Genomic DNA, 22,627 nt, shown 5'->3' on the forward strand with positions numbered 1-22,627 from the left:
GCATCGAGCCCCGGCGCGGCCAAGCCTCCGGCGGGGATACTTGAAAAGCGAAGAAGAAGAGGCGCCGAGAGGGACCGGCGATCCTGTCACTCGGCGGCGAGACTGGCGGGGCGCTTTCCGGCGCGCCAGGCGCGGCAGGCCTCGCCGAAGGCTTCGAACAGCGGCCGCGAGACCGGATCCTGCGCCGCATTCGCCTCCGGATGCCACTGCACGGCGAGGGCGAAACCCTGCGCGCCGTCGAAATGGATCGCCTCCGGGGTCTCGTCGGGCGCCCAACCGTCGACGATCACGCGCGGCCCGGCCTGCTTGATGCCCTGACCGTGCAGCGTGTTGGTCATCACAACCTCCGCCCCCATCATCCGGGCGAAGGGGCCGCCCGATGTGAACCGCACCTCATGGCGGAGCGCGAACTTCTCCTCCAGCGTCCCATCGGGGGGCATCCTGTGGTTCATGCGACCCGGCAGATCCCGGATCTCCGGGTGGAGGGTCGACCCCATGGCCACAGCCATTTCCTGAAAGCCGCGGCAGATGCCGAGGATCGGCTGCCCGCGTTCGATGCAGGCGCGGGTCAGCGGGAGCGCCACCCGGTCCCGATTGCGGTCGAAGGCGCCATGGGCCTCGGTCGGCTCTTCGCCATACTCCTCGGGATGGACGTTCGGCCGTCCGCCGGTCAGCAGAAAACCGTCGAACGTGTCCAGCAATTCTTCCAGGGGCGAGACGGCGGGATCGGCCGGAAAGGTCAGCGGCAGGCAGTCCGAAACGGTCGCGACCGCGTCGGTGTTCATCTGCCCGTTCGCATGGGCCGGATACTGGTCGTTGATGAGGTAGGCATTCGAGATGATGCCGACGATCGGTCTGCGCATGATCCCTATCTATCTGCGGCATTCGCGCTGGAAAAGGTGTGTCGCGAGAGAGCGTATCTGCGCTGGTGCGCGGGATTGGCGGCCGCTCTGCGAACGGGCAAGGTGCCGCCATGTATCGCCTTCCGCAGATCACGCGGTCCGACGACCCCAGCCTGCTTCTGGCCCGGATGCGCGCCGAGGGCCCGCTTGTCCGGGCCCGCGTGCCGATGCTGGGCGTCGTCTGGATGACGACGACGGATGCGGGCGCGCGGGCGCTCTTGAAGGACGAGCGGGTGACGCGGGACGTCGCGGTGGCCAGAGGCAAGGCCCTGTCGCAGGCCTATTGGTGGATCCCGAAATCGGTCTCGCCCCTGCTGGAAAGCCTTCTGACCAAGGACGGACCGGACCATCGGCGCCTGCGCGGCCTCGTCGATCAGGCGTTCGCGAAACACACGATCGGCGATCTGCGTCCCGATCTGGTCGCCAGCGCGGATCGGTTGCTGGACGGCCTGTCCGGGACCGTCGATCTGGGTCCGGCCTATACCCGCGCTTTGCCCTTCGACGCGATCGTCGCGCTGCTGGGGCTGCACACGGATATCGTCCCCCGCTTGCGGCAGGGGATCGGCCCGCTATCGGATGTCGCGGGGCCGGTCTCGATCCTGAAAGCGATCTGGCATCTGCGCAGCCTGAACCCGCAATTGCGCGAGGAAATCCGGCGGGCGCGGGACGCGCCGCGGCCCGGCCTGTTGTCGACGCTAGCCGCGCGGATGGGCGACGCGTTGAGCGAGGACGAGCTTCTGGCGATGCTCTTCACCCTTTTCGTGGCGGGCCACGAGACGACGGTTCACTTGCTGAACAATGCCCTGCTCGTGCTCTGCGACCGACCGGAGCTTCGTCCCGCGCTCACGACGGACGAGAGGGCGCGCGAGCTCTTGGTGGAAGAAGTGATGCGGATCGACTCGCCCGTCTCGATGACCACGGTGGCCTATGTGCGCGAGGATTTCACCTTCGAGGGGGTGCCCCTGAAGCGTGGCGACCGGATCAGCGCGCTGCTGATCGGCGCGAACCACGACCCGGCGCGTGTGGAAGCCCCGGAGGAGTTTCGTGCCGACCGCCGCCCGAACCCGCATCTGGGCTTCGGGCACGGGCCGCATGTGTGCCTCGGAATGCAACTCGCCCGGCTGGAAGCGTCGGTCGGGATCGAGCGGCTGCTGGCGCGGTTTCCCGACTATCGGTTGGCGGCAGGGCGGCCCGGTTGGACCAAACGGATCGGCTTCCGGGGGCCCGACCGCCTCATGGTCAGGCTGGACTGACGATCAGGCCTCGCCCTCCAATCCGGTCTCGGCGATGCCAGCCAAGCCCGCCTCTGCATCGTTGTCCGATGTGTCGCCGGTGACCCCGACCGCGCCCATCACGTTGCCTTTCTTGTCGCGGATCAGGATGCCGCCGGGGACCGGGATCACCTGGCCGCCATAGGCTCCGTTCACGGCCGCCATGAAATAGGCCTGCTGCTCGGCGCGCGCCATCTGCGCCTTGCCCGCCATGCCCAGCATGACCGCGCCGTAGGCCTTGCCGTGGGCGATGGCAAAGCGACCGGGTGCGGCGGCATCCTCGCGCTCGAAGGCCTTCACGTGGCCGCCGGCATCCAGCACGACCACCGACAGCGGCTTGAGTCCCATGTCACGCCCCTTCTTGAGCGTCTCGCGAATGATCGTGCGCGCGCGGCGCAGAGAGATTTCGGCCATGTGTCGTCCTTTCTTCGATGCCGCTACCAGCGGCGGCTGTTGGCGATATAGGTGTCCGCCGCCGCTCCGAAGGCGGCGCGCAGGGCAGCCTCTTCCTTCAGCACGAAGCGGCGGGTGATCAGCGGCGGGAACAGGGCTGAGAGCAGGAGGCTGGACAAGGCCCCGGCATTCAGACCCGTTCCGACGAGCACAAGCGCGAGCCCTGTGTAGATCGGGTTTCGATTCAGCCGGTAAGGGCCCTCGACGATCAGCGCACGGGGCGTGTGATGAGGCTCGATCGGCGTGCGCTTGCGCCAGAACCAGACCGCCGACCACAGGATCAAAGCGAGGCCTGCCGCCGCCATGACAATGCCTGCCGGGCCGGCCTCGTACCGCACAAGCGGCACCCAGGCCGCACAGGCCTGTTGCGCAAGGTAGAGACCCAGAGCCCAGACCGGCGGCAGATCGGGGAAACCCCTGAGATGCGAGGATGCACTCACCCCGCCTTCTTCTCCAGCCTCCGGCGATGCAGGACCGGCTCGGTGTAGCCCGACGGCTGTTCGCGCCCCTCGAAGACCAGATCGCAAGCCGCCTTGAACGCCACGCCGTCATAGGCGGGCGCCATCGGCTCATAGGTCGGATCGCCGGCATTCTGGGCGTCCACCTTCTCGGCCATCTTCTTCATCGCGGCCATCGTGGCGTCCCGGTCGATGACGCCGTGATGCAGCCAATTGGCCAAGGCCTGAGAGCTGATCCGACAGGTCGCGCGATCCTCCATCAGGCCGACATCGTGGATATCTGGAACCTTGGAGCAGCCCACCCCCGCATCGATCCAGCGGACGACATAGCCGAGAATGCCCTGCGCGTTGTTCTCGACTTCGGCGCGGACTTCGTCGTCCGAGAGGTTGCGCCCTTCCATCACGGGAATCGTCAGCAGATCGTCCAGCGTGCCACGCGGCCCGCCCGCGGCCAGTTCGTCCTGCCGGGCGAGGACGTCAACCTGATGGTAATGCGTGGCGTGCAGCGTCGCCGCGGTGGGCGACGGAACCCAGGCGCAGGTGGCGCCCGCTTTCAGGTGGCCGATCTTCTGGTCCAGCATATCGGCCATGCGGTCGGGCATCGCCCACATGCCCTTGCCGATCTGCGCCGTGCCCTTCAGCCCGCAAGCGAGCCCGATATCGACGTTGCGATCCTCGTAGGAGGTGATCCAGGGCGTGGACTTCATCTCGCCCTTGGGCAGCATCGGCCCGGCTTCCATGCTGGTGTGGATCTCGTCACCCGTCCGGTCGAGGAAGCCGGTATTGATGAAGGCCACCCGGTCCTTGGCGGCACGGATGCATTCCTTGAGGTTGGCACTCGTCCGCCGCTCCTCGTCCATGATGCCGATCTTGACGGTGTTGCGCGGCAGGCCCAGCAGATCCTCGACCCGGTCGAAGGTCTCGACGGCGAAAGCCACCTCTTCGGGGCCGTGCATCTTGGGCTTCACGACGTAGACGCTGCCGTGATGCGAGTTGCGCGCGCCATCCTGCTTGGCCAGATCGTGCATGGCACAAAGCGTCGTCAGCACCGCATCCATCAGGCCCTCGGGCACCTCGGCACCGTCGACGTGGATCGCGGGGTTGGTCATCAGATGCCCGACATTCCGCACCAGCATCAGCGCGCGGCCCTTGACCGTGATCACGCCGCCATCTGGCGTGTTGAACTCCATGTCCGGGTTCAGCGCCCGGGTGAACGTCTTGCCGCCCTTATCCACCTCCTCGGTCAGATCACCGCGCATCAGGCCGAGCCAGTTGGAATAGGCCAGAACCTTGTCCTCGGCGTCCACGCAGGCGACCGAGTCCTCGCAATCCATGATCGCCGAGACGGCCGATTCCAGATGCACCGCATCCAGTCCCGCCGGATCGTCCTTGCCGATGGCGCCCTCGGGCGAGACGACGAGGACGATGCCCAGCCCGTTATGGCCCAGCAGGACCCGCAGGACGTCCCCGTCCCGCACCCAGCCGCGGTAGGCGTTCGGGTCGCGCAATGCGCCCGCGCCGGTCAGTTGCAGCGCGCCATCCGCGTCCACGTGGATGCCGGTCACGTCCGACCAGGAGCCGCCGCTAAGGGGGACGGCCTCGTCGAGGAAGGTCTTGGCGCGTGCGATCACACGGCCCCCGCGTTCGGGATCGTAGCCCTTGCCCTGCGGCAGGTCGCCCAGCGCATCGGTCCCGTAGAGCGCGTCGTAGAGATTGCCCCAACGCGCGTTGGCGGCATTCAGCGCGTAGCGGGCATTGGTGATCGGAACGACCAGTTGGGGTCCGGGCGTCGTCGCGATCTCGGGGTCGACGTTTCGTGTGCCGACGGTGAAATCGTCACCCTCGGGCGCCAGATAACCGATCTCGGAGAGGAAGGCCTTGTAGGCAGCCGCATCGTGAGACTGGCCGCGACGGTCCCGGTGCCAGGCGTCGATCTTGCCTTGCATCGCCTCGCGGGTCCCCAGCAGATCGGCATTGCGCGGCGACAGATCGCGCAGGATCGCGGCGAAGCCGTCCCAGAAGGCGCCGGCTTCGATGCCGGTGCCGTTCAGCGCCTGGTTCTCCACGAAATCCGCGAGAACGTCCTCGACCTGCAATCCTGCCCTATCGACCTTCGCCATCTCGACGACCTCCCGAATATTGTCCGAGGCGTTGGCTATCCCGGAAGTTTCCTATCGGCAACATCAGCCGGTCCTGTTTCCTGCCCTTTGGACCGGCGGCAGCGCTCGGAACAATACCGGACCTCGTCCCAAACCTTCTCCCATTTCTTCCGCCAGACGAACGGCTTGCCGCAGGTGGCGCAGGTCTTCCGGGGCAGATCCCCCTTGCGGCGCATCCGGGGCATCAGATCTCCATCTCGGACTGCCGGGTATCGCGGCGGCGGGCCCGGCGGCCCGTCTGCGACATGCCGGACTTCCGGGACCCATGGCGTTCGGCGACGGCATCCGCCTCCTCGCGAAAACCGGGCCGGCGGCGATGGGCATAGACCGCGTCGCGCGCAGCCCTCGCCGCCGTGGCCACGTCGACGATGGGCGCAGGATAGCCCTTTGGAGGACGCGGGGCCTTCCATGGCTCCTGGACGAACTCATCATCGAGCCGGGCCAATTCCGGCACCCACTCTCGCGTGAAGACGCCCGTAGGATCCTGGTCATGGCCCTGTTTGACGGGGTTATAGATCCGCAGCGTGTTGATGCCCGTGACGCCCGATTGCATCTGGCTCTGCGCCCAATGGATGCCGGGCGCATAATCCGTCCAGAGACGGGCGAGGATCGGCCCGCTGTCGCGCCAGTCGATCCAGAGGTGATAGCTGGCGACGCATTGGACCATGGAGCGCATGCGGAAGTTCAGCCAGCCGGTGGCGCGGGCGTAGCGCATGCAGGCATCGACAAAGGGCAGGCCCGTGCGGCCGTCGGCCCAAGCGGCCAACCGCTCGGCCTGGGGACCCGGATCGGTCAGGCGGGGGCGCATCCCCTCGAAGCCGGAATGCATGCAGCGGCGGTCCAGAAGGGGGAAATCCTCCAGCTTCTGAGTGAAATGATCCCGCCAGGCGAGACGGGAGCGGAAGCTCGACATCGACTTGGCCCAGGCCGTCCCCTTCGTCTCGGTCAGACGGGCGGCAGCGGCCTGATGCGCCTCGCGCACCGAGATCGTGCCCCATGCGAGATGCGGAGAAAGGCGGGAGCACCCCGTCTCTCCGGTGACCGGAGAGGACATATCGGTGCGATAATGCTCGCCGCGTTCGTGCAGGAACGTGTCGAGGATGCGCAGCGCCTCGGCCCGGCCGCCCTTCTGGCGCCCGGGACAGGGGTCGAGGGCGAGGCCGAGATCCCGCGCCTCTGGAATGTCGCCAGGGGCGAGGTTGGTCCCGCGCAGGGAGGTCGGTTCGGAGACGAGGGGGTCGCGCATCATCCGCTCGCGCCGCGCCGCCCATCCGTCGCGGGATGCCAGACGGCGGACCACGCCGCTATCGGCGTGTTCGGTCCATACGATGCCGTGGGTCCGGCACCATTCGGCGACGCGCCGGTCCCGGTCCCAAGACCAAAGCAGGCCTGTCTCCTCGTGGCTGACGAGACGGGTGACGGGGTGCTCCTGCCGGATCGCTTCGAGGACGGAGACGGCTTCGCCATGGCGCACGATCAGCGGCGCGCCGAGGGTGCCGAGAGCGCGGCGCAACTCGGTCAGGCTTTCGGCGACGAAGCGCCATTGGCGGGCGGAGGCATCGGGATGGGCCCACATCTCCGGCTCTGCGATGTAGAGCGGAATGACCGGTCCGATCGTCGCCGCGTCCGCCAGAGCGGGGTGGTCGGCGATGCGCAGATCGCGCTTGAACCAGAGGATCGCGGCGGCGTCGGTCATGTAGCTCCAGATCGGGCGCGGTTACGGGTCGTCAACGCGGATCTGTCCGAAAGGTTTATCACCGACGCGATCGGGGGTCGGAGTCATGGGTGATCCACGTGTGATCTGCGTCGGACTTCGCACCGATTGCGTCGGGCCGTGATTTGCAAGACCGATTGGGAAGGTGAGTGGACCACTGGTGCCACGCGCGAACGGGAATCCATACGCGGGGCCGCCGCGTCGGCGATCCTTTGGCGCCGCCTCGCGGTTCATGGCTGCCCGTCCGCACGGCGTCCGGGCGAAGCGCCTGGCCCTGCCGGATCACCGGGCCGTGAGGGCAGCCTTTCGCGCACCGCCCTGCGATACGCGGACGGCGGCTTACCGCTGGCAGACCACCTGCACGGCGATGCGCGGGCCGCTGCGCGGCCGTTCAGCCCGGGGTGTCTTGGGTCGGGCAAGGCTGTAGCGTTTGCCGGAACCAATCCGGAGTCAGCATGACCCAGACCGACCTCATCGACCTCGCCCGCGGCTATGCCGGCGCGGGCCATGTCGACGCCCTGTTCCTCGGCGGCAGCTACGGCAGCGGGACGCAGGACGATTGGAGCGACGTTGACCTGGTCGGCATCTGCCCGGCGGAGCGGCGGCCCGCGGCGATGGCGGCCTGGCGCGCCGCGCTCGAGGCCGAGGCCCCGCTGGCCCATTGGGCCGAACTGGCGAGCGGGCGGCTGTCGAACGCGATCACGGCGCGGTTCGGGCGGGCGGACCTCTACCTCGTCGACGACCTCGTGGGGCGGTCGAAGGCGACCCTGGCGCCGCTGCACGATCCCGACGGGCTGCGGGACGCGCTGCCCGACGCCCGTCCGCCCGTCCGCCCCGATCCGAACCGGATGCGGTCCCTTGCCGTCGAGTTCCTGCGCGTCGCGGGCCTGACGGAGGTGGGCCTGGGCCGGGCGGAATTGGTTCTGATGCAGCGGGGCCTGGGGATGCAGCGGGACAAGCTGATGGACATGATGCTGGAGGGGCACGCCCATCGCGGCGGGATGCTGCACACGTCCAAGGTGCTGGACGCCGCCGAGATCGCCACCCTTGCCGCCCTGCCCGCGCCCGCGGCCGAGCGCGACACGCTGATCGCCGCCCAGCGCGCGCTGTGGGAGACGGGGGTGCCGGTCGCGCGGGCCCGGTGCGCGGCGGCAGGCGCGGACTGGCCCGGCCCCCTGGAGGCGGCGGCGCGCGATGCGCTGGTCCGGGCAGGCGTGTTGAGCGATTGAGGTGGCGGGGACCCTCCCCTAGCTTGCCAGTCAAAGGAGAGCCCCATGCGCGACGCTGCCCCCGGCCAGACCAAGACCTATCTCGAGGACTACGCCCCGCCGCCGGTGACGGTGAGCCACGTGGCGCTGCGGTTCCGGCTGGCACCCGATGCGACCCGCGTGACGGCCCGGCTGACCTGCGAACGGCGCGGACCCGGCGACATGGTACTGGACGGCGAGGCGCTCAAGACCCTTCGCGTCGCACTGGACGGGGCGAAGATCACGCCCGAGATCGATGGCGACCGGATGATCCTGCGCGAGACGCCCGACGCGTTCACCCTGGAGACGGAGGTGGAGATCGCGCCAGAAGACAATACCGAGCTGTCGGGCCTCTACATGTCGAACGGCATGTATTGCACCCAGTGCGAGGCGGAGGGGTTCCGCCGGATCACCTGGATGCTGGACCGGCCGGACGTGATGGCGACCTACGAGGTGGAAATCGAGAGCGACCTGCCCGTGCGCCTGTCGAATGGTGACGAGGTGGCGCCCGGGCATTGGCGCGATCCGTGGCCCAAGCCAACCTACCTCTTCGCGCTGGTCGCGGGCGAATTGGTCGCGACGTCCGACAGGTTCGTCACCTCCGAAGGGCGCGATGTGGCGCTGAATGTCTGGGTGCGACCCGGCGACGAGGGGCGCACCGCCTACGCGATGGACGCGCTGAAACGGTCCATGCGCTGGGACGAGCACGTCTATGGCAGGGCCTACGACCTGTCCGTCTTCAACATCGTCGCCGTGGACGACTTCAACATGGGCGCCATGGAGAACAAGGGGCTGAACATCTTCAACAGCCGCTACGTTCTGGCCAGCCCCGAGACGGCGACCGACGCCGATTACGCCAATATCGAGCGGATCGTGGCGCACGAGTATTTCCACAACTGGACCGGCAACCGGATCACCTGCCGCGACTGGTTCCAGCTTTGCCTCAAGGAAGGGCTGACCGTCTTCCGCGACCAGCAGTTCATGCAGGACATGCGATCCGAGGCGGTGCAGCGGATCGGCGACGTGATGACCCTGCGCGCGCGCCAGTTCCGCGAGGATGCGGGTCCGCTGGCCCATCCGGTGCGGCCCGAGAGCTTCGTGGCGATCGACAATTTCTATACGGCCACCGTCTACGAGAAGGGGGCGGAGGTCATCGGCATGCTGCGCCGGATCGTGGGCGCGGAGGGCTATGCGGCGGGCTGTGCGCTGTACTTCGAGCGTCACGACGGGGAGGCCTGCACCATCGAGGACTGGCTCGCCTGCTTCGAGGAAGCCTGCGGCGCGGATCTGGGGCAGTTCAAGCTGTGGTACTCGCAGGCCGGAACTCCGCGCCTGCGCGCCCGCAGCGAGTGGGCCGACGGCATCTGGCGCCTGCATCTGTCCCAGAGCGTGCCGCCCACGCCCGGTCAGGAAAACAAGGCGCCCATGACGATCCCGCTGGCCTTCGGCCTGCTTGCGGCCGATGGGCGTGAATTGCTCCCGACCCGTCTGCACGTTATGACCGGGGCGGACGACGTGGTGGAGATCCCCCGCCCAGAGCGTCCGGTCCCGTCGCTGCTGCGGGGCTTTTCGGCGCCGGTGATCCTGGAGGACGATCTGGGCGACGCCGACAGGCTGGTGCTGCTGGCCCACGACACCGACCCCTTCGCGCGCTGGGAATCGGGTCGAAGGCTGTCCAAGGACCGGCTGATGCGCCACGCCGCCGAGAGTACGGCCTTCGACGCGGGCTGGCTGGACGCGGTGGCGGCGATGGCGGTGTCCGACGCGGATCCGGCCTTCCGCGCGCTCGCTCTGGCGCTGCCGGGCGAGGACGATCTGGCCCAATCGCTGCACGAGACGGGCGTCGTGCCCGATCCGGACGCGATCCACGCCACGCGAGAGGCGGCTCTGGCGGCGATTGCCGGACGGCTTGCGGACGACCTGGACGGCCTGCGCGCCTCGGTCGCCACGCCTGGGGCCTATGCACCGGATGCGGAAGCGGCCGGCAAGCGCGCGCTGGCGGCGACGCTGCTGCGGCTGACGACGCGGCTCGATGGCGGCGACGCGGCGCGGGCGGCCTATGCGACGGCCGACAACATGACCGACCGGATGGCCGCCTTCACCTGCCGGCTGGAGGCGGGCGACCCGGACGCCGCCGCCGAGTTCGAGGCGGCATGGAAGGACGACCGGCTCGTGATGGACAAGTGGTTCATGGCCCAAGTCGCCCATGCCGCGCCCGCCGAGGCCGTCGCGGTCGCGGAACGGCTGACTGGCCACCCGGCCTTCGACGCGAAGAACCCCAACCGGTTCCGCGCCGTGCTGGGCGGCCTGATCGCGGGCAACCCGGCCGGGTTCCACGCCGCAAACGGGTCGGGCTACCGCTTCGTCGCGGATTGGCTGGTGCGGCTGGACCGCTCGAACCCGCAGACGGCGGCGCGCATGTCCTCGGCCTTCGAGACACGGGCGCGGTGGGACGCGGACCGGCAGGCGCTGATGGGTGAAGCCCTCGGGACGATGCGCGAAGGCGCGACCAGCCGCGATCTTCGCGAGATGGTGGAGCGGATGCTGGGATAGGTTGGGACCGCTCCCGTCTGTCATGTCGGCCGATGCGGGGCGCGGCCCGGTCTGCAACCGGAGCCGAAACCTTGCCTCCGCCCCGCGCCGGGCCATCGTCCGGGCAAGATGGAGGAGGCCCCCGATGAAGACCCTGGCATTCGCGCTTTGCATCCTCGCCGGCCCGGCGACGGCGCAGACCGCCATCGACACGATCCGGCCGGACGCACCCGAACTGGCCCCTTATGGCCCGGAAGCCGTGGGGGTGCGGACCGTGACTCTGACCGATCCGGATCGGATCGACGTCCTGGCCGCGACGGAAGGCGCGACGTCGGACGAGGCGCCCCGCACCGACCGAACGCTGACGGTCGAGCTGTGGTACCCGGCCGAGCCCGGGACCGTTCCCGGGACTAGCTACACCGCGCTGTTGCGCGACGGTGTCACCGAAGTGACCCTGACCGGACGGGCCGCCCGCGACGCGGCGCCCGCCGAAGGGGACTATCCGCTGATCGTCATAAGCCATGGCTATCCCGGAAACCGCTTCCTGATGAGCCATCTGGGCGAGAATCTCGCCTCCAAGGGCTATGTCACGGCGTCGGTGGACCATCCGGACTCGACCTATGACGATATGGGACCCTTCCCGTCGACGCTGGTCAACAGGCCCGTGGACCAGGCCTTCGTCGTCGAGGCCCTGACCGCGCCGGACGGACCGCTCGCGGGAACCGTCGATCCGCTGCGGGTCGGCGTCATCGGCTATTCGATGGGCGGCTACGGCGCGTTGATCTTCGCGGGCGCGGGCCTGTCTCGATCGGCGGTCGAGCGGCGGGAGCCGGCACATCTCAACGCCCCCGGCGACCTGCTCGCACGGCATCTGGCGGGCAGCGAGGCCCACTCGGATCTGCAGGATCCCCGCCTGCGCGCCGTCGTCGCCATCGGCCCCTGGGGGCGAAACCGCGACTTCTGGGATGCCGACGGGCTGGCCGGGATCGAGGTGCCGCTGATGATCGTCGCGGGCGAGGTGGATGACGTGTCGGGCTATGGCTCGATGCGCTCCATCTTCGAGGAGACGACCGGCACCGAGCGCCTCCTGCTGACCTTTGAGAATGCCAACCACAATGCCGCCGCCCCGATCCCTGCGCCCGCCGCGGCCTGGGAGGTTTCGGACAATCTCGGCCGCGCGACCTTCGACCATTACGCGGATGCGGTCTGGGACAACGTGCGGATGAACAACGTGCTGGCGCATTTCGTGACGGCCTTCATGGACCTGCATCTCAAGGAGCAGGAGAGCCGCGCCGCTTACCTGGATCTCGTGCCGGTGGCGGCGGACGGCATATGGGACGTCGCCGATGACGGGATGGAGGGGCCGGATCACACCTACTGGACCGGCTTCCCGAACCGGACGGCGGCGGGCCTCCGGCTGGAGCGGCTGACCGCCGGGGAATGAAACGGGACCCAGACGTCGCGGCGACCGATGTGCACGAGCGGCAGACATCGCTCCGCAACGCGCGCGGCACGTCGGGGACGGATGCCTCCGGCGGGGATATTTGAAAAGCGAAGAAGGCCCCCGCGCGTCCTTGTCCAGGACCGGGCGCATCGGAGGCCGAGAAAAGCACGTGCTTCTCCGCTTGCGGTCATCGGCTTCCCAGCCTGTACCGCGACATCGGGGTATCGTCAGATCGGTTAAGGGTCCGTGAACGCTCCTTCTCCGTTTCACAAATATCCCGGCGAGCGCGAGGGGCAGAGCCCCTCGCCCAGGTCGGACCGCGATCGCGGTCCGATCCAGCCAAGGCGACGGCAGGACGCGAAGGGGACGTCCCAACCGCCCGGGCTGGACGCCTACCGAACCGGGCTAGGTCTGGTTCGATACGAAGGGAGGCCCGATGCCCCGCAAGACCATGCTCATCACCGGCGCCTCGTCCGGGATCGGCGCTGCCACCGCCCGGCTGGCCGCGTCGGATCATGACCTCGCACTGCATTTCAACGCAAACTGGGATGGGATCGAGGAGGTCGCCGCCGAATGCCGGGCTCAGGGCGCTCGGGTGACGACCCATCGCGCGGATCTGGCCGACCCGGATTGCGTGCCCGTCCTCTTCGAGGAATTCGACGCCGAGCACGGCCGACTGGACGCGCTGGTCAACAATGCGGGCGTCGTGGACGAGGCGGCCCGGGTCGCCGATTTCACCCCCGATCGCGTCGCGCGGATGGTGGCCATCAACCTGACCTCGCCGATGCTTGTCGCGGGCGCGGCGGTCCGGCGGATGGGCGAAGGTGGCGCGATCGTGAACGTCTCGTCGGCGGCGGCCAAGCACGGCAGCGCGGGGCAATACGTGGACTACGCGGCGACCAAGGGGGGGCTGGAGGTCTTCTCCAAGGGCCTTGCGCAGGAAGTGGCCGCCCAGGGTATCCGGGTCAACGCGGTGCGCCCGGGAATCATCGCCACGCCAATCCACGGCAAGGGTGGTCAGCCCGACCGGGTGGACCGGCTGGGCCCGACCGTCCCGATGGGGCGCGAGGGGTCCGCCGAGGAGGTGGCGCGGGCCATCCTCTGGCTGCTCTCGGACCATGCGAGCTATGTCACGGACACGGTGCTGGACGTGAGCGGAGGACGCTGAGACCGGCCGGGCGGCCCTTCGCCGCGAATCCGCATTGCACAAGATTCGCCTAGATTGCGCGGAACGCTGCCCATAGATGGGGCATTGACGGGGTGGGTTCACGCGCCCGTCATGCCTGTCTGCGAAAGGGTGCGCCATGCGCGACCGCCTCGATCCTCTGATCCACGAACGTGCCCCGTGGCTGTTCCGCGACACGCTGTCGGCAAAGGGCGCCTGGCTGGTTCTGGGCCGCCTGCTGGCCTACGAGCGGTCGGTCGAGATCGGAACGCATTACGTCGACCTGCCGGTGCAGCAGATCATGGCGGATCTCGCGCGCCGCATCGCGCGCCGCGTCACCGCCACCGGGCTGGAGAACGTGCCGACGGACGGCCCGGCGCTGATCGTCGCCAACCACCCGACCGGCATTGCCGACGGGATCATGATGCACCACCTTCTGGGCCAGCGGCGCGGCGATGCCTTCTACTACGCAAACAGCGACATCCTGCGGGTCCTGCCGCAATTCGCCGAGATCATCGTGCCGGTCGAGTGGCGCGAAGAGAAGCGCTCGGTTGCTGCGATGCGCGAGACAATGAGCCAGACGCGCGCGGCGCTGGATGCGGGCCGGCTGGGGGTGATCTTTCCCTCGGGGCGGCTGGCCAAGCGGCGGGGGTTGCGCCTGCACGAGCGTCCCTGGATGGCGAGCGCCGCGATGATCGCCCGCAAGAACAAGCTGCCAGTCATTCCGGTGCATATCCGGGCGCGCAACTCGGCCATGTTCTACGCCTTCGACGCGCTGCATCCGACATTGCGCGACATCACGCTGTTCCACGAGACGCTGAACAAGGACGTTCAACCCTATCATGTGACCTTCGGGCGGCCGATCGACGGTGCGCTGCTGCCGAAGAGCGGTGAAGAGGGGATCGAGATCCTGCGCGAGGCGACGTTGCGGCTGGGCGATCAGCGACATGGTGAGATCAAGCTGACCGAGAACCGGCCCGGGCGCCGCTGGCTGCCTCGGCCGGCCTAGACGGGCCACGGCCGACGGCCGCTTTGGTCAGACCCATTGCCGAAGTCCGCCAGGAACGGGAAACGTGGTGCGGGTGGAGGGACTCGAACCCCCACGCCTCGCGGCGCCAGAACCTAAATCTGGTGCGTCTACCAGTTTCGCCACACCCGCACGGGATCGCTCTAGCACTCAGCAAATCCGGCCGAAAGGGTCATCCTGAGTCCCCCTCCATGCCCCAATCGTGCCCGAATCTGGGCGCATGTCCTTAACCATTGGGAGAGACATGCGTGCCTCATTTCGGCACGGCGAACGAGGGATAAAAAGAGATGACCATGCAGTTGCGCATTGATGCCAAGGATCTGATCGCGAAGGAAGATACGCTTCCCGCCGACGTCGCAGACGCGCAGGAGATCGCGTCCGTCAAGGGGGGAATCGCCCGCGGCACGACCGTCCTGACCGCGCGGGGCGAGGTTCGGATCGAAGAGCTCGAGATCGGCGACCGTGTCATCACCCGCGAGCGTGGTTTCGCCATCCTGCGCCGCATCGACCGTGTCGACGCGCCCGCCTGCACCATCCGCACCGACAGCCTGGGCCTCGCCCGCCCCGACCGCGACACCACGGTCGCGGCCGATCAGCATATCGCCTTGCGCGACTGGCGCGCGAAGGCCCTGTTCGACACCGAAGCCGCGCTGGTCCCGGCCAGCCGCCTGACGGACGGCAAGCAGATCTCGCGCTTCGGCGAAGCATGCTTCTACCGCCTGTCCTTCGACGCGCCCCTGACGGTCTACGCCAACGGTCTGGAGACGCCCGTGGGCCGGACCGAAGCGGATGTGATCGAGGTTCCTCCGCATTCTTGATCGGGCCTGACGGGATCAGATCGGACAGGGCAGTGGCCCTGATCATGGCAGGCGCGCGAAGCGGCGCGCCCGGCTAAACCGCACGTTAGGGTTCGCGGTGTATCGAGCGGGAAACACGTTCCCGCGAGGTTCCGTCCTGCCCCAGCCCCTGCCCCGTCCCGCCAGATCGCGGCCGCTTGGCACCCCCGTGCTGCCCGGCCGGACCATGCGACATGCCCTGCCCCAAGGAACCCGGATCCTCGCCGCAGATGGAGAGATCCCGGTCGAGGCGTTGTCTCCCGGCAGCCGTGTCGTGACGCGCGACAGGGGAATGGTCGAGATACGCGCCGTCCATCGCGCGCCGGTCCCGGCGGGGCAGGAGATGATCCTCGTGCCGGTGGGCGCGATGGGACGGGGCCGTCCGGGATGCGACCTGCTTCTGGTTCCCGACCAGCCCGTCGTCCTGCGGGGGTGGCGGGCACAGACGCTCTTTCGCGCGCGGGAGGCGCGGGTCGCGATCGGGCGCATCGCGGATGGCACCGTCATCCGGCATGTCCACGGCCCGGCGATGCTGGCCGTGTCGCTGGTTCTGGACGGGCCGTCAGCGCTCTACGCCGAAGGGCTGGAGGTCGTGAGCGCGTCCATCGACGCGATCTGAGCGCCGCCTGAATCGGGCGATGACCTCGCGGCCTTCCTGCCACGCGAGGTTCGCAAGGGCGTCCGGATTAGCCGGACATTCCGACCGCCCCCTGTGCGGAAGTGTTGAGACCGTCGTCGTCCGCGAGTGCCGATTGCACAGGTCCGGCCGACGCGATCCACGGCCCTGCCGCTAGGCGCCTAATGCAGAGGGCCTTACCCGGTGTTTATCGTAGGGCCCTACACCCCGCGCCGCAGACAACCCGGAAGGTCCGGCGACTATTCGTTCCACTGGCCTCGCGACAGGCCGGCCAGGACTTCGGGCAGCGTCTCGGACAGATCCTCCGCGATCAGGCCCGGTCCGAAGGCGCGGGCCGCCTCGACATGGAGCCACGCGGCGGAGCAGGCCGCCATCATGGGATCTCGGCGCTGCACAAGCAGCCCGGCGACCAGACCCGCCAGGACGTCCCCCGTTCCCGCCGTGGCCAGCCAGGGCGCGGCGCGATTGTAGGCAGCGGCGTTGATCTCGGCGATACCGGACGGGTCGGCGATCACCGTATCGGGCCCCTTGAACAGGATCGTGCATCCCGTCTGCCGGGCGGCGTCGCGGGTCGCATCGACTTTGGAACAGGGATCGCCTCCGCGCGCCGATATGGCCAGACGCTCTGCGATGTCGGGGAACAGTCGCGCGAATTCTCCTCCGTGGGGGGTCAGGACGCATCGGTCGTGGAGCGCGCCCCGCAGCGTCGTGTCCCCGCCGATCAGGGTCAGCGCATCGGCATCCAGGACAGCGGGGCGCCCCGAGGCCAGCGCCTCTGCCACCAAGTCCGCCGCCCGCCCATCCGTGCCGAGCCCCGGTCCGAGGCAGAGCGCACTGATCCGGTCGTCGCGCAACAGCTCGGTCAGTTCGGCCGCGTCCTCGCAGCGCCGGAGCATGAGCGCGGTGATCTGCGCGGCGCATTCCATCATCGCAGCCCCGGGCGCGCCCAGCGTCACCAGCCCCGCGCCGACACGAAGCGCCGCACGCGCCGCCAGCCGCGCGGCACCCGTTCGGCCCATCCCGCCCGTCAGCACGAGCGCGTGGCCAAAGTCGTACTTGTGAGACTCCGATCCATGCCACCCCTTGTCGAGTGAGGGCGATGGCGGCCCGACACGCCGACAGGTGCCCCGAAGCCGGTCCCGTCGCGCAGCCTGCTCCTCATCTCGCTGTGGGTCATCGTATGATCCGAGCCCGATATCGACCGTTACCAGCTTGCCGCATTGCCGCGGCCCGTCCGCCAGATAGTGGCCGGGCTTCGGTGCGCCGAACGTCACGGTGAGCGCGACCTCCGGGCACCGGACGCCGTGATCCGGCTGCCCCCCGAGGACATGGCCCGTATCGGAATCGAGACCTGAGGGAATGTCGAGCGCGACGGTTCGCGGGACGGTTGGCCCGCCGGGACGGGTCGTCGCGTGAGTCGCGTCTTCGAGAGACCAGAGACGTTCCCACAGGATGGGGTCGTCGATGGCGCGCGCCAATCCGGTGCCGAAGAGCGCGTCGATCGCCAGATCGCTGCCTTCGCTCTCTTCCTCGCGGAAGCGCGCGGCGTTGTGGATGGGACCGCCCCAACGATCATGGTTCCGCCGTGCATCGGGCGGCAGCTTGTCCGGGTCGCCATAGAGGAATACGTCCACGCGCCAGCCCCGGTCGCGCAGCAAGCGCGCGACGACGAAGCCGTCACCGCCATTGTTGCCCGGCCCGCAGAGAACCGTCGCGCGACCGGGCGCACGGGCGAAATCCGACCATTCCGCAAGGATCGCCTCGACCGCGCCACGGCCCGCGCGCTCCATCAATTCCAGCCCCGTCACGACGCCGGTGGCCATGACGCCTGTTTCCCACGCGCGCATCTGTTCGGCCGTCAGAAGAAACTCGTCCATCGCCGCCCCCCCGGATCGAGCCGATCCTGCCCTACACGCCTCGGCTGAGCCAGCCCCGGGGCGATCCGCCAGCACGGAAGTTCCGCTTTCGCGATTGCCTGTTTTTTGCTCAATCTGCACAAGAGATGGGCGACGCATTGCGAATCCTCGGACCTCCTCCGGCCCCTTCAGGCAGCGCCATGGACCCACCGAAGCGATCGTGATGTGCCCACGGGCAGCGCGGGAGGATTTGGATGAAGAAGCTCGAAGCCATCATCAAGCCATTCAAGCTGGACGAGGTGAAAGAGGCACTTCAGGAGATCGGCATACAGGGGCTCTCGGTCACCGAGGTCAAGGGCTTCGGCCGCCAGAAAGGCCATACAGAGCTTTATCGCGGCGCGGAATATGTCGTGGATTTCCTCCCGAAGGTGAAGATTGAGGTCGTCCTGCCCGACGATATGGTCGAGGCCGCAACCGACGCCATCGTCGACGCGGCCCGGACCGAAAAGATCGGTGACGGCAAGATCTTCGTCAGTCCTGTCGAGCAGGCCATTCGCATCCGCACCGGCGAGTCCGGCGACGACGCGATCTGATCCACCCGCACACAACAGAGTTCACCAGGAAGGGGATATCCCATGAGCAAGGACGCGGTCCTCAAGCAGATCAAGGACGAGGAAGTCGAGTACGTCGACATCCGCTTCACCGACCCGCGGGGCAAGTTGCAGCACGTCACCGTGCTGTCCGATCAGGTCGACGAGGACTTCCTTGAGGAAGGCTTCATGTTCGACGGCTCGTCCATCGCGGGCTGGAAAGGCATCGAAGCGTCGGACATGAAGCTGATGCCCGACACGGAGAGCGCCTATATCGACCCGTTTTACGCCGAGAAGACGCTGTGCGTGCATTGCTCCATCGTGGAGCCGGACACCGGCGAGAGCTACGAGCGCGACCCGCGCGGCACCGCCGAGAAGGCCGAAGCCTACCTGAAGTCCAGCGGCATCGGCGACACGGCGTTCTTCGGCCCCGAGGCTGAGTTTTTCCTGTTCGACAATGTCCGCTTCTCGAACACGATGCAGAAGGTCAGCTTCGAGGTCGACGCCGCCGACGCCGCCTGGAACACCGATGCAGAATACGAGATGGGCAACATGGGCCATCGGCCCGGCGTCAAGGGCGGCTACTTCCCGGTCAACCCCACGGATGCGTCGATGGACCTGCGCTCCGAGATGCTGTCGACCATGAAGCGGATCGGCATGTCGGTGGACAAGCATCACCACGAGGTCGCGTCCTGCCAGCACGAGTTGGGGCTTATCTTCAGCTCGCTCACCAAGCAGGCGGACGAGCTTCAGAAGTACAAATACGTGATCCACAACGTGGCCCACGCCTACGGCAAGTCGGCGACCTTCATGCCCAAGCCCATCGCGGGCGACAACGGCACCGGCATGCATGTCAACATGTCGATCTGGAAGGACGGCAAGCCACTCTTCGCGGGCGATCAATATGCCGACCTGTCGATGGAAGCGCTCTACTTCATCGGCGGCGTGCTGAAGCATGCCAAGGCGCTGAACGCGTTCACCAACCCCTCGACGAACTCCTACAAGCGCCTGATCCCGGGCTTCGAGGCGCCCGTGCTGCGCGCCTACTCGGCCCGCAACCGCTCGGGCTGCGTGCGGATCCCATGGACCGAGAGCCCGAAGGCCAAGCGCGTCGAGGCCCGCTTCCCCGATCCGTCGGCGAACCCGTATCTGTGCTTCGCCGCGCTGCTGATGGCCGGTCTCGACGGCATCCAGAACAAGATCCATCCCGGCGAGCCGTCGGACAAGGACCTCTACGACCTGCCGCCCGAGGAACTGGCCGGCATCCCGACCGTCTGCGCATCGCTCCGCGAGGCGCTGGACGAACTGGAGAAGGATCACGACTTCCTGCTGGCGGGCGACGTCTTCACCCGCGATCAGCTCGAAGGGTACATGGCGCTCAAATGGGAGGAGGTCTACGCCTTCGAACACACGCCGCACCCGGTCGAATACCAGATGTACTACAGCTGCTGATCCCGTTCGGGACAGCTTGGCGGGGCGGCCTTCGGGCCGCCCCTTCCATTTCCGCCCGCCCGGAAACGGTCGGTTTTTCGCCACAAGGTTGCCATGATCCCTTCTGCGCGCCACCATCGGGTGAACGCTTTGGGGAGCAGGACGATGATCACCACCATCCGGGCAGCCGCCCTCGCCACCTTCACCGCCGCCCTTCCGGCCATGGCAGGTGTGCCCGCGATATCGGGGCTGTGGACGGCGCATCCCCAGGGACATGCGATTACCGGTTGCGACGCCAGTCTCACGCCGGTGCTGGAAGCGATGGCGTTGACGATGGCGGCCAATGCCGGCGCGATCGAGATCGCGTGGGAGGACGGCCGCTTCGACGTCGACAGCTTCCGCCGGGCCCAGCCGGACAATGGACAGGCCGCGACCTGGTATCAGCCCGCGCCCGATCTGATCGTCGCCGTGCCGCACCATCGCGGCTACGCCCTTCCGGACGGCCCGATCCGGATTTCGATGCACCTGGTCGCGCCGGACACGATCGAGACGAAGATCGTGCTGGATGCGACGACGTTGCGCATCCTCGAGGAACAACCCGTCGCCGAAGGCACCGAGGGGTGCAGGATGGTGATCGACTCGATGTTCATGCTGGACGTCTGACGCGCGCCTCGCGTTGAACCCCGCCTGAGGCGGGGCTACAGGGGGCGGATCGACCTCGGAGCCGCCCCATGAACCTCTTCGCCGATATCCGTGCCCTCGTCCTCGACGCGCTGGCCGATCTGACCCGAGAGGGCGTGCTGCCCGATGGGCTGGACACGGCGAACGTCGCCGTCGAGCCACCGCGCGATGCGGCGCACGGGGACATGGCGACGAATGCCGCGATGGTGCTGGCCAAGCCCGCCGGGATGAAACCACGCGACATCGCCGAAGCTCTGGCGCCCAAACTGACCGCCGATGCACGGGTCGCCGAGGCGACCGTGGCCGGGCCCGGCTTTCTGAACCTGCGTCTGGCGCCCGCCGCGTGGCAGGGCCTCGTCGGCACGATCCTCGAAGCCGGTGAGGCCTTCGGCCGCTCGACCATGGGGTCGGGCAAGCGGGTGAACGTCGAATACGTATCGGCCAACCCGACCGGCCCGCTGCATGTGGGCCATACCCGCGGCGCGGTCTTCGGCGATGCGCTGGCGAGCCTGCTGGAATTCGCGGGCCACGACGTGACGCGGGAATACTACATCAACGACGGCGGCGGGCAGGTCGATACCCTCGCCCGGTCGGTCTACCTGCGCTACCTCGAAGCGCACGGCCAGTCGGTCGAATTCGCCGACGGCACCTATCCGGGCGACTATCTCAAGCCTGTGGGCGAGGCGCTGAAGGCCAAGGTCGGGGACGCCTTCCTCGACAAGGGTGAGCAATACTGGCTGACCGAGATACGCGATTTCGCCACCGAAGCCATGATGGATCTGATCCGCGAGGATCTGGCCGCGTTGGGCGTCGAGATGGATGTCTTCTATTCCGAGAAGTCGCTCTACGGCACCGGGCGGATCGAGGCGGCGATACAGGCGCTGGACGATAAGGGCCTGATCTATACCGGCACGCTGGAGCCGCCCAAGGGAAAGACCCCCGAAGACTGGGAGCCGCGCGAGCAGACGCTGTTCCGCTCGACCGCCCACGGCGACGACGTGGACCGGCCGATCAAGAAGTCCGACGGGTCCTGGACATACTTCGCGCCCGATGTCGCGTACCATTACGACAAGATCGAACGGGGCTTCGATGCGTTGATCGACGTCTTCGGCGCCGACCATGGCGGCTACGTCAAGCGGATGAAGGCCGCCGTCTCGGCCCTGTCCGACGGGCGGGTGCCGGTCGACATCAAGCTGACGCAACTGGTCAAGCTGTTGCGGGACGGCGAGGAACTGAAGATGTCCAAGCGTGCGGGCACCTTCGTCACCCTGCGCGACGTGATCGACATGGTGGGCCCGGACGTCACACGCTTCGTCATGCTGACGCGCAAGAACGACGCGCCGCTGGATTTCGACGTGGACGCGGTGCTGGAGCAGTCCAAGGACAATCCGGTCTGGTACGTGCAGTATGCCAGCGCGCGCGTCCATTCCGTGCGCCGCAAGGCCGAGGAGGCCGGGATCGACGCCTCGGACGCCGCGCTGCGCGGGGCGGATCTGACGGTGCTGGACCATGAGGCGGAACTCGCGCTGATCGCGAAGCTTTCGGAATGGCCGCGCCTGGTCGAGATCGCGGCCCGGACGAACGAGCCGCACCGCATCGCCTTCTACCTCTACGATCTGGCCTCCGTCTTCCACGCGCTCTGGAACCGCGGCAACGACGAGCCGTCCCTGCGCTTCGTGCAAGAGGGCAACTCGGCCACATCGCAGGCAAAGATCGGCCTTGCCGCCGCCGTGTCCGTTGTCTTGTCCGCCGGGCTGCGTATCCTTGGTGTTGTTCCGGCCACCGAACTTCGGTGACAGACCCTAAGAATAGGGCGATTCCGGGACGATGAGGCGAGCGGGAGACCGCTTTGAAAGACAGTGAACGAATCACGAGGTCCCGACGCACGGGACCCGGAGGGCAGGCATATGGCTGATACGGATTACTTCGGTGCCGAATACGGGACTGAGGAAGGGTCGCGCTTCTTGGACGCCGCGCGCAACTTCGGTGCGGCGAACTGGGCGGGCGCCGTCACTTCGCTCGGGCTGGTCGCCGGGCTGGCGGTCTGGGCGGTCGACCTGACCTTCCGCGACGTGAGCCGCGTGCCGGTGATCCAGGCCGCGGCCGGGCCGATGCGCGTCGCTCCGCAAGAGCCCGGCGGCACGACGATGCCCTATCAGGGCCTCGCCCTCTCGGACATCACCTCCGGTGCCGGGGCCGCCCCCGCGCCCGAGCAGATCACGCT

The 22,627-nt window shown here is 67.9% G+C and carries 19 protein-coding genes, 1 tRNA gene and 1 pseudogene; 13 read left to right on the forward strand and 8 right to left on the reverse strand.

The features are described from left to right. Positions 1-86: 86 nt before the first annotated feature. On the reverse strand, positions 87-863 hold the full coding sequence (locus jaqu_RS05440) for a gamma-glutamyl-gamma-aminobutyrate hydrolase family protein (protein WP_043917944.1): 777 nt from the start codon (positions 861-863) through the stop codon (positions 87-89). Positions 864-973: 110 nt separating this feature from the next. Here jaqu_RS05440 and jaqu_RS05445 point away from each other — a divergent pair, with 110 nt between their 5' ends. Then, positions 974-2,155 carry a cytochrome P450 gene (locus jaqu_RS05445; protein WP_043917945.1) on the forward strand — a complete coding sequence of 394 codons (1,182 nt, stop codon included), beginning with the start codon at positions 974-976 and terminating at the stop codon, positions 2,153-2,155. A gap of 3 nt (positions 2,156-2,158) precedes the next feature. Here the strand turns inward: jaqu_RS05445 and jaqu_RS05450 are convergent, their stop codons facing one another. Genes jaqu_RS05450 through jaqu_RS05465 form a run of 5 tightly spaced genes read right to left on the reverse strand, consistent with a single transcriptional unit; the run spans position 2,159 to position 6,939 of the window. Next, complete coding sequence (locus jaqu_RS05450; RefSeq protein ID WP_043917946.1) at positions 2,159-2,587, reverse strand: GlcG/HbpS family heme-binding protein; 429 nt, start codon at positions 2,585-2,587, stop codon at positions 2,159-2,161. Between the two features lie 23 nt (positions 2,588-2,610). Further along, on the reverse strand, positions 2,611-3,066 hold the full coding sequence (locus jaqu_RS05455; RefSeq protein ID WP_043917947.1) for a methyltransferase family protein: 456 nt from the start codon (positions 3,064-3,066) through the stop codon (positions 2,611-2,613). Further along, on the reverse strand, positions 3,063-5,204 hold the full coding sequence (locus tag jaqu_RS05460) for a malate synthase G (RefSeq protein ID WP_043917948.1): 2,142 nt from the start codon (positions 5,202-5,204) through the stop codon (positions 3,063-3,065). The genes jaqu_RS05455 and jaqu_RS05460 overlap by 4 nt, the downstream gene beginning before the upstream one ends. Positions 5,205-5,239: 35 nt before the next feature. Continuing rightward, positions 5,240-5,428, reverse strand: a complete 189-nt coding sequence (locus tag jaqu_RS20990; protein ID WP_084629435.1) for a DUF2256 domain-containing protein — start codon at positions 5,426-5,428, stop codon at positions 5,240-5,242. After that, positions 5,428-6,939 carry an FAD-binding domain-containing protein gene (locus jaqu_RS05465; protein ID WP_043917949.1) on the reverse strand — a complete coding sequence of 504 codons (1,512 nt, stop codon included), beginning with the start codon at positions 6,937-6,939 and terminating at the stop codon, positions 5,428-5,430. The genes jaqu_RS20990 and jaqu_RS05465 overlap by 1 nt, the downstream gene beginning before the upstream one ends. A 473-nt stretch (positions 6,940-7,412) precedes the next feature. Here jaqu_RS05465 and jaqu_RS05470 point away from each other — a divergent pair, with 473 nt between their 5' ends. The 5 genes from jaqu_RS05470 (at position 7,413) to jaqu_RS05490 (ending at position 14,354) form a co-directional block, all read left to right on the forward strand. After that, positions 7,413-8,186: a hypothetical protein gene (locus jaqu_RS05470; RefSeq protein WP_043917950.1), complete on the forward strand. Its 774-nt coding sequence runs from the start codon at positions 7,413-7,415 to the stop codon at positions 8,184-8,186. A 45-nt stretch (positions 8,187-8,231) separates the two neighbouring features. Next, positions 8,232-10,757: an aminopeptidase N gene (gene pepN, locus jaqu_RS05475; RefSeq protein ID WP_043917951.1), complete on the forward strand. Its 2,526-nt coding sequence runs from the start codon at positions 8,232-8,234 to the stop codon at positions 10,755-10,757. Positions 10,758-10,881: 124 nt separating this feature from the next. Continuing rightward, positions 10,882-12,180 carry an alpha/beta hydrolase family protein gene (locus jaqu_RS05480; protein ID WP_043917952.1) on the forward strand — a complete coding sequence of 433 codons (1,299 nt, stop codon included), beginning with the start codon at positions 10,882-10,884 and terminating at the stop codon, positions 12,178-12,180. Between the two features lie 436 nt (positions 12,181-12,616). Beyond that, positions 12,617-13,348 (forward strand): SDR family oxidoreductase, encoded by a 732-nt coding sequence (locus jaqu_RS05485; RefSeq protein ID WP_043917953.1) that lies wholly within the window; start codon positions 12,617-12,619, stop codon positions 13,346-13,348. Positions 13,349-13,484: 136 nt separating this feature from the next. Next, positions 13,485-14,354 carry a 1-acyl-sn-glycerol-3-phosphate acyltransferase gene (locus jaqu_RS05490; RefSeq protein WP_043917954.1) on the forward strand — a complete coding sequence of 290 codons (870 nt, stop codon included), beginning with the start codon at positions 13,485-13,487 and terminating at the stop codon, positions 14,352-14,354. A gap of 65 nt (positions 14,355-14,419) precedes the next feature. On the opposite strand, the gene jaqu_RS05495 is transcribed toward jaqu_RS05490, so the two are convergent. Continuing rightward, positions 14,420-14,504 (reverse strand) — tRNA-Leu (locus tag jaqu_RS05495). Between the two features lie 161 nt (positions 14,505-14,665). Between jaqu_RS05495 and jaqu_RS05500 the strand changes: the two genes are divergently transcribed. Continuing rightward, positions 14,666-15,190 carry a Hint domain-containing protein gene (locus jaqu_RS05500; RefSeq protein WP_161793828.1) on the forward strand — a complete coding sequence of 175 codons (525 nt, stop codon included), beginning with the start codon at positions 14,666-14,668 and terminating at the stop codon, positions 15,188-15,190. 205 nt (positions 15,191-15,395) lie between these two features. Next, entirely contained in the window at positions 15,396-15,827 is a 432-nt protein-coding gene (locus jaqu_RS05505; RefSeq protein ID WP_052500789.1) for a Hint domain-containing protein, read from the forward strand. 257 nt (positions 15,828-16,084) lie between these two features. Here the strand turns inward: jaqu_RS05505 and jaqu_RS05510 are convergent, their stop codons facing one another. Beyond that, on the reverse strand, positions 16,085-17,722 hold the full coding sequence (locus jaqu_RS05510) for a bifunctional ADP-dependent NAD(P)H-hydrate dehydratase/NAD(P)H-hydrate epimerase (RefSeq protein WP_043917956.1): 1,638 nt from the start codon (positions 17,720-17,722) through the stop codon (positions 16,085-16,087). A gap of 233 nt (positions 17,723-17,955) precedes the next feature. Here jaqu_RS05510 and jaqu_RS05515 point away from each other — a divergent pair, with 233 nt between their 5' ends. The 5 genes and pseudogenes from jaqu_RS05515 to jaqu_RS05535 form a co-directional block, all read left to right on the forward strand. Further along, positions 17,956-18,294: a P-II family nitrogen regulator gene (locus jaqu_RS05515; protein ID WP_043917957.1), complete on the forward strand. Its 339-nt coding sequence runs from the start codon at positions 17,956-17,958 to the stop codon at positions 18,292-18,294. A 42-nt stretch (positions 18,295-18,336) separates the two neighbouring features. Continuing rightward, positions 18,337-19,743 carry a type I glutamate--ammonia ligase gene (glnA, locus tag jaqu_RS05520; protein WP_043917958.1) on the forward strand — a complete coding sequence of 469 codons (1,407 nt, stop codon included), beginning with the start codon at positions 18,337-18,339 and terminating at the stop codon, positions 19,741-19,743. A gap of 144 nt (positions 19,744-19,887) precedes the next feature. Then, entirely contained in the window at positions 19,888-20,385 is a 498-nt protein-coding gene (locus tag jaqu_RS05525; protein ID WP_043917959.1) for a hypothetical protein, read from the forward strand. Positions 20,386-20,453: 68 nt separating this feature from the next. After that, positions 20,454-22,199: an arginine--tRNA ligase gene (argS, locus tag jaqu_RS05530; RefSeq protein ID WP_043917960.1), complete on the forward strand. Its 1,746-nt coding sequence runs from the start codon at positions 20,454-20,456 to the stop codon at positions 22,197-22,199. A 111-nt stretch (positions 22,200-22,310) separates the two neighbouring features. Continuing rightward, positions 22,311-22,627, forward strand: a pseudogene (locus jaqu_RS05535) (SPOR domain-containing protein); the annotation flags it as partial.

The sequence above is a fragment of the Jannaschia aquimarina genome (assembly GCF_000877395.1).
GTDB classification, from domain to species: Bacteria; Pseudomonadota; Alphaproteobacteria; order Rhodobacterales; family Rhodobacteraceae; genus Jannaschia; species Jannaschia aquimarina.

Excerpts from the sequence above, each read along its gene's own strand:
- jaqu_RS05515 (WP_043917957.1), top strand. The coding sequence starts at position 17,956 with ATGAAGAAGCTCGAAGCCATCATCAAGCCATTCAAGCTGGACGAGGTG.
- jaqu_RS20990 (WP_084629435.1), bottom strand. The coding sequence starts at position 5,428 with ATGCCCCGGATGCGCCGCAAGGGGGATCTGCCCCGGAAGACCTGCGCC.
- jaqu_RS05525 (WP_043917959.1), top strand. The coding sequence starts at position 19,888 with ATGATCACCACCATCCGGGCAGCCGCCCTCGCCACCTTCACCGCCGCC.
- jaqu_RS05440 (WP_043917944.1), bottom strand. The coding sequence starts at position 863 with ATGCGCAGACCGATCGTCGGCATCATCTCGAATGCCTACCTCATCAAC.
- jaqu_RS05450 (WP_043917946.1), bottom strand. The coding sequence starts at position 2,587 with ATGGCCGAAATCTCTCTGCGCCGCGCGCGCACGATCATTCGCGAGACG.
- jaqu_RS05505 (WP_052500789.1), top strand. The coding sequence starts at position 15,396 with ATGCGACATGCCCTGCCCCAAGGAACCCGGATCCTCGCCGCAGATGGA.
- jaqu_RS05445 (WP_043917945.1), top strand. The coding sequence starts at position 974 with ATGTATCGCCTTCCGCAGATCACGCGGTCCGACGACCCCAGCCTGCTT.
- jaqu_RS05510 (WP_043917956.1), bottom strand. The coding sequence starts at position 17,722 with ATGGACGAGTTTCTTCTGACGGCCGAACAGATGCGCGCGTGGGAAACA.
- jaqu_RS05465 (WP_043917949.1), bottom strand. The coding sequence starts at position 6,939 with ATGACCGACGCCGCCGCGATCCTCTGGTTCAAGCGCGATCTGCGCATC.
- argS (WP_043917960.1), top strand. The coding sequence starts at position 20,454 with ATGAACCTCTTCGCCGATATCCGTGCCCTCGTCCTCGACGCGCTGGCC.
- jaqu_RS05500 (WP_161793828.1), top strand. The coding sequence starts at position 14,666 with ATGCAGTTGCGCATTGATGCCAAGGATCTGATCGCGAAGGAAGATACG.
- pepN (WP_043917951.1), top strand. The coding sequence starts at position 8,232 with ATGCGCGACGCTGCCCCCGGCCAGACCAAGACCTATCTCGAGGACTAC.
- jaqu_RS05490 (WP_043917954.1), top strand. The coding sequence starts at position 13,485 with ATGCGCGACCGCCTCGATCCTCTGATCCACGAACGTGCCCCGTGGCTG.
- jaqu_RS05460 (WP_043917948.1), bottom strand. The coding sequence starts at position 5,204 with ATGGCGAAGGTCGATAGGGCAGGATTGCAGGTCGAGGACGTTCTCGCG.
- jaqu_RS05480 (WP_043917952.1), top strand. The coding sequence starts at position 10,882 with ATGAAGACCCTGGCATTCGCGCTTTGCATCCTCGCCGGCCCGGCGACG.
- jaqu_RS05470 (WP_043917950.1), top strand. The coding sequence starts at position 7,413 with ATGACCCAGACCGACCTCATCGACCTCGCCCGCGGCTATGCCGGCGCG.
- glnA (WP_043917958.1), top strand. The coding sequence starts at position 18,337 with ATGAGCAAGGACGCGGTCCTCAAGCAGATCAAGGACGAGGAAGTCGAG.
- jaqu_RS05485 (WP_043917953.1), top strand. The coding sequence starts at position 12,617 with ATGCCCCGCAAGACCATGCTCATCACCGGCGCCTCGTCCGGGATCGGC.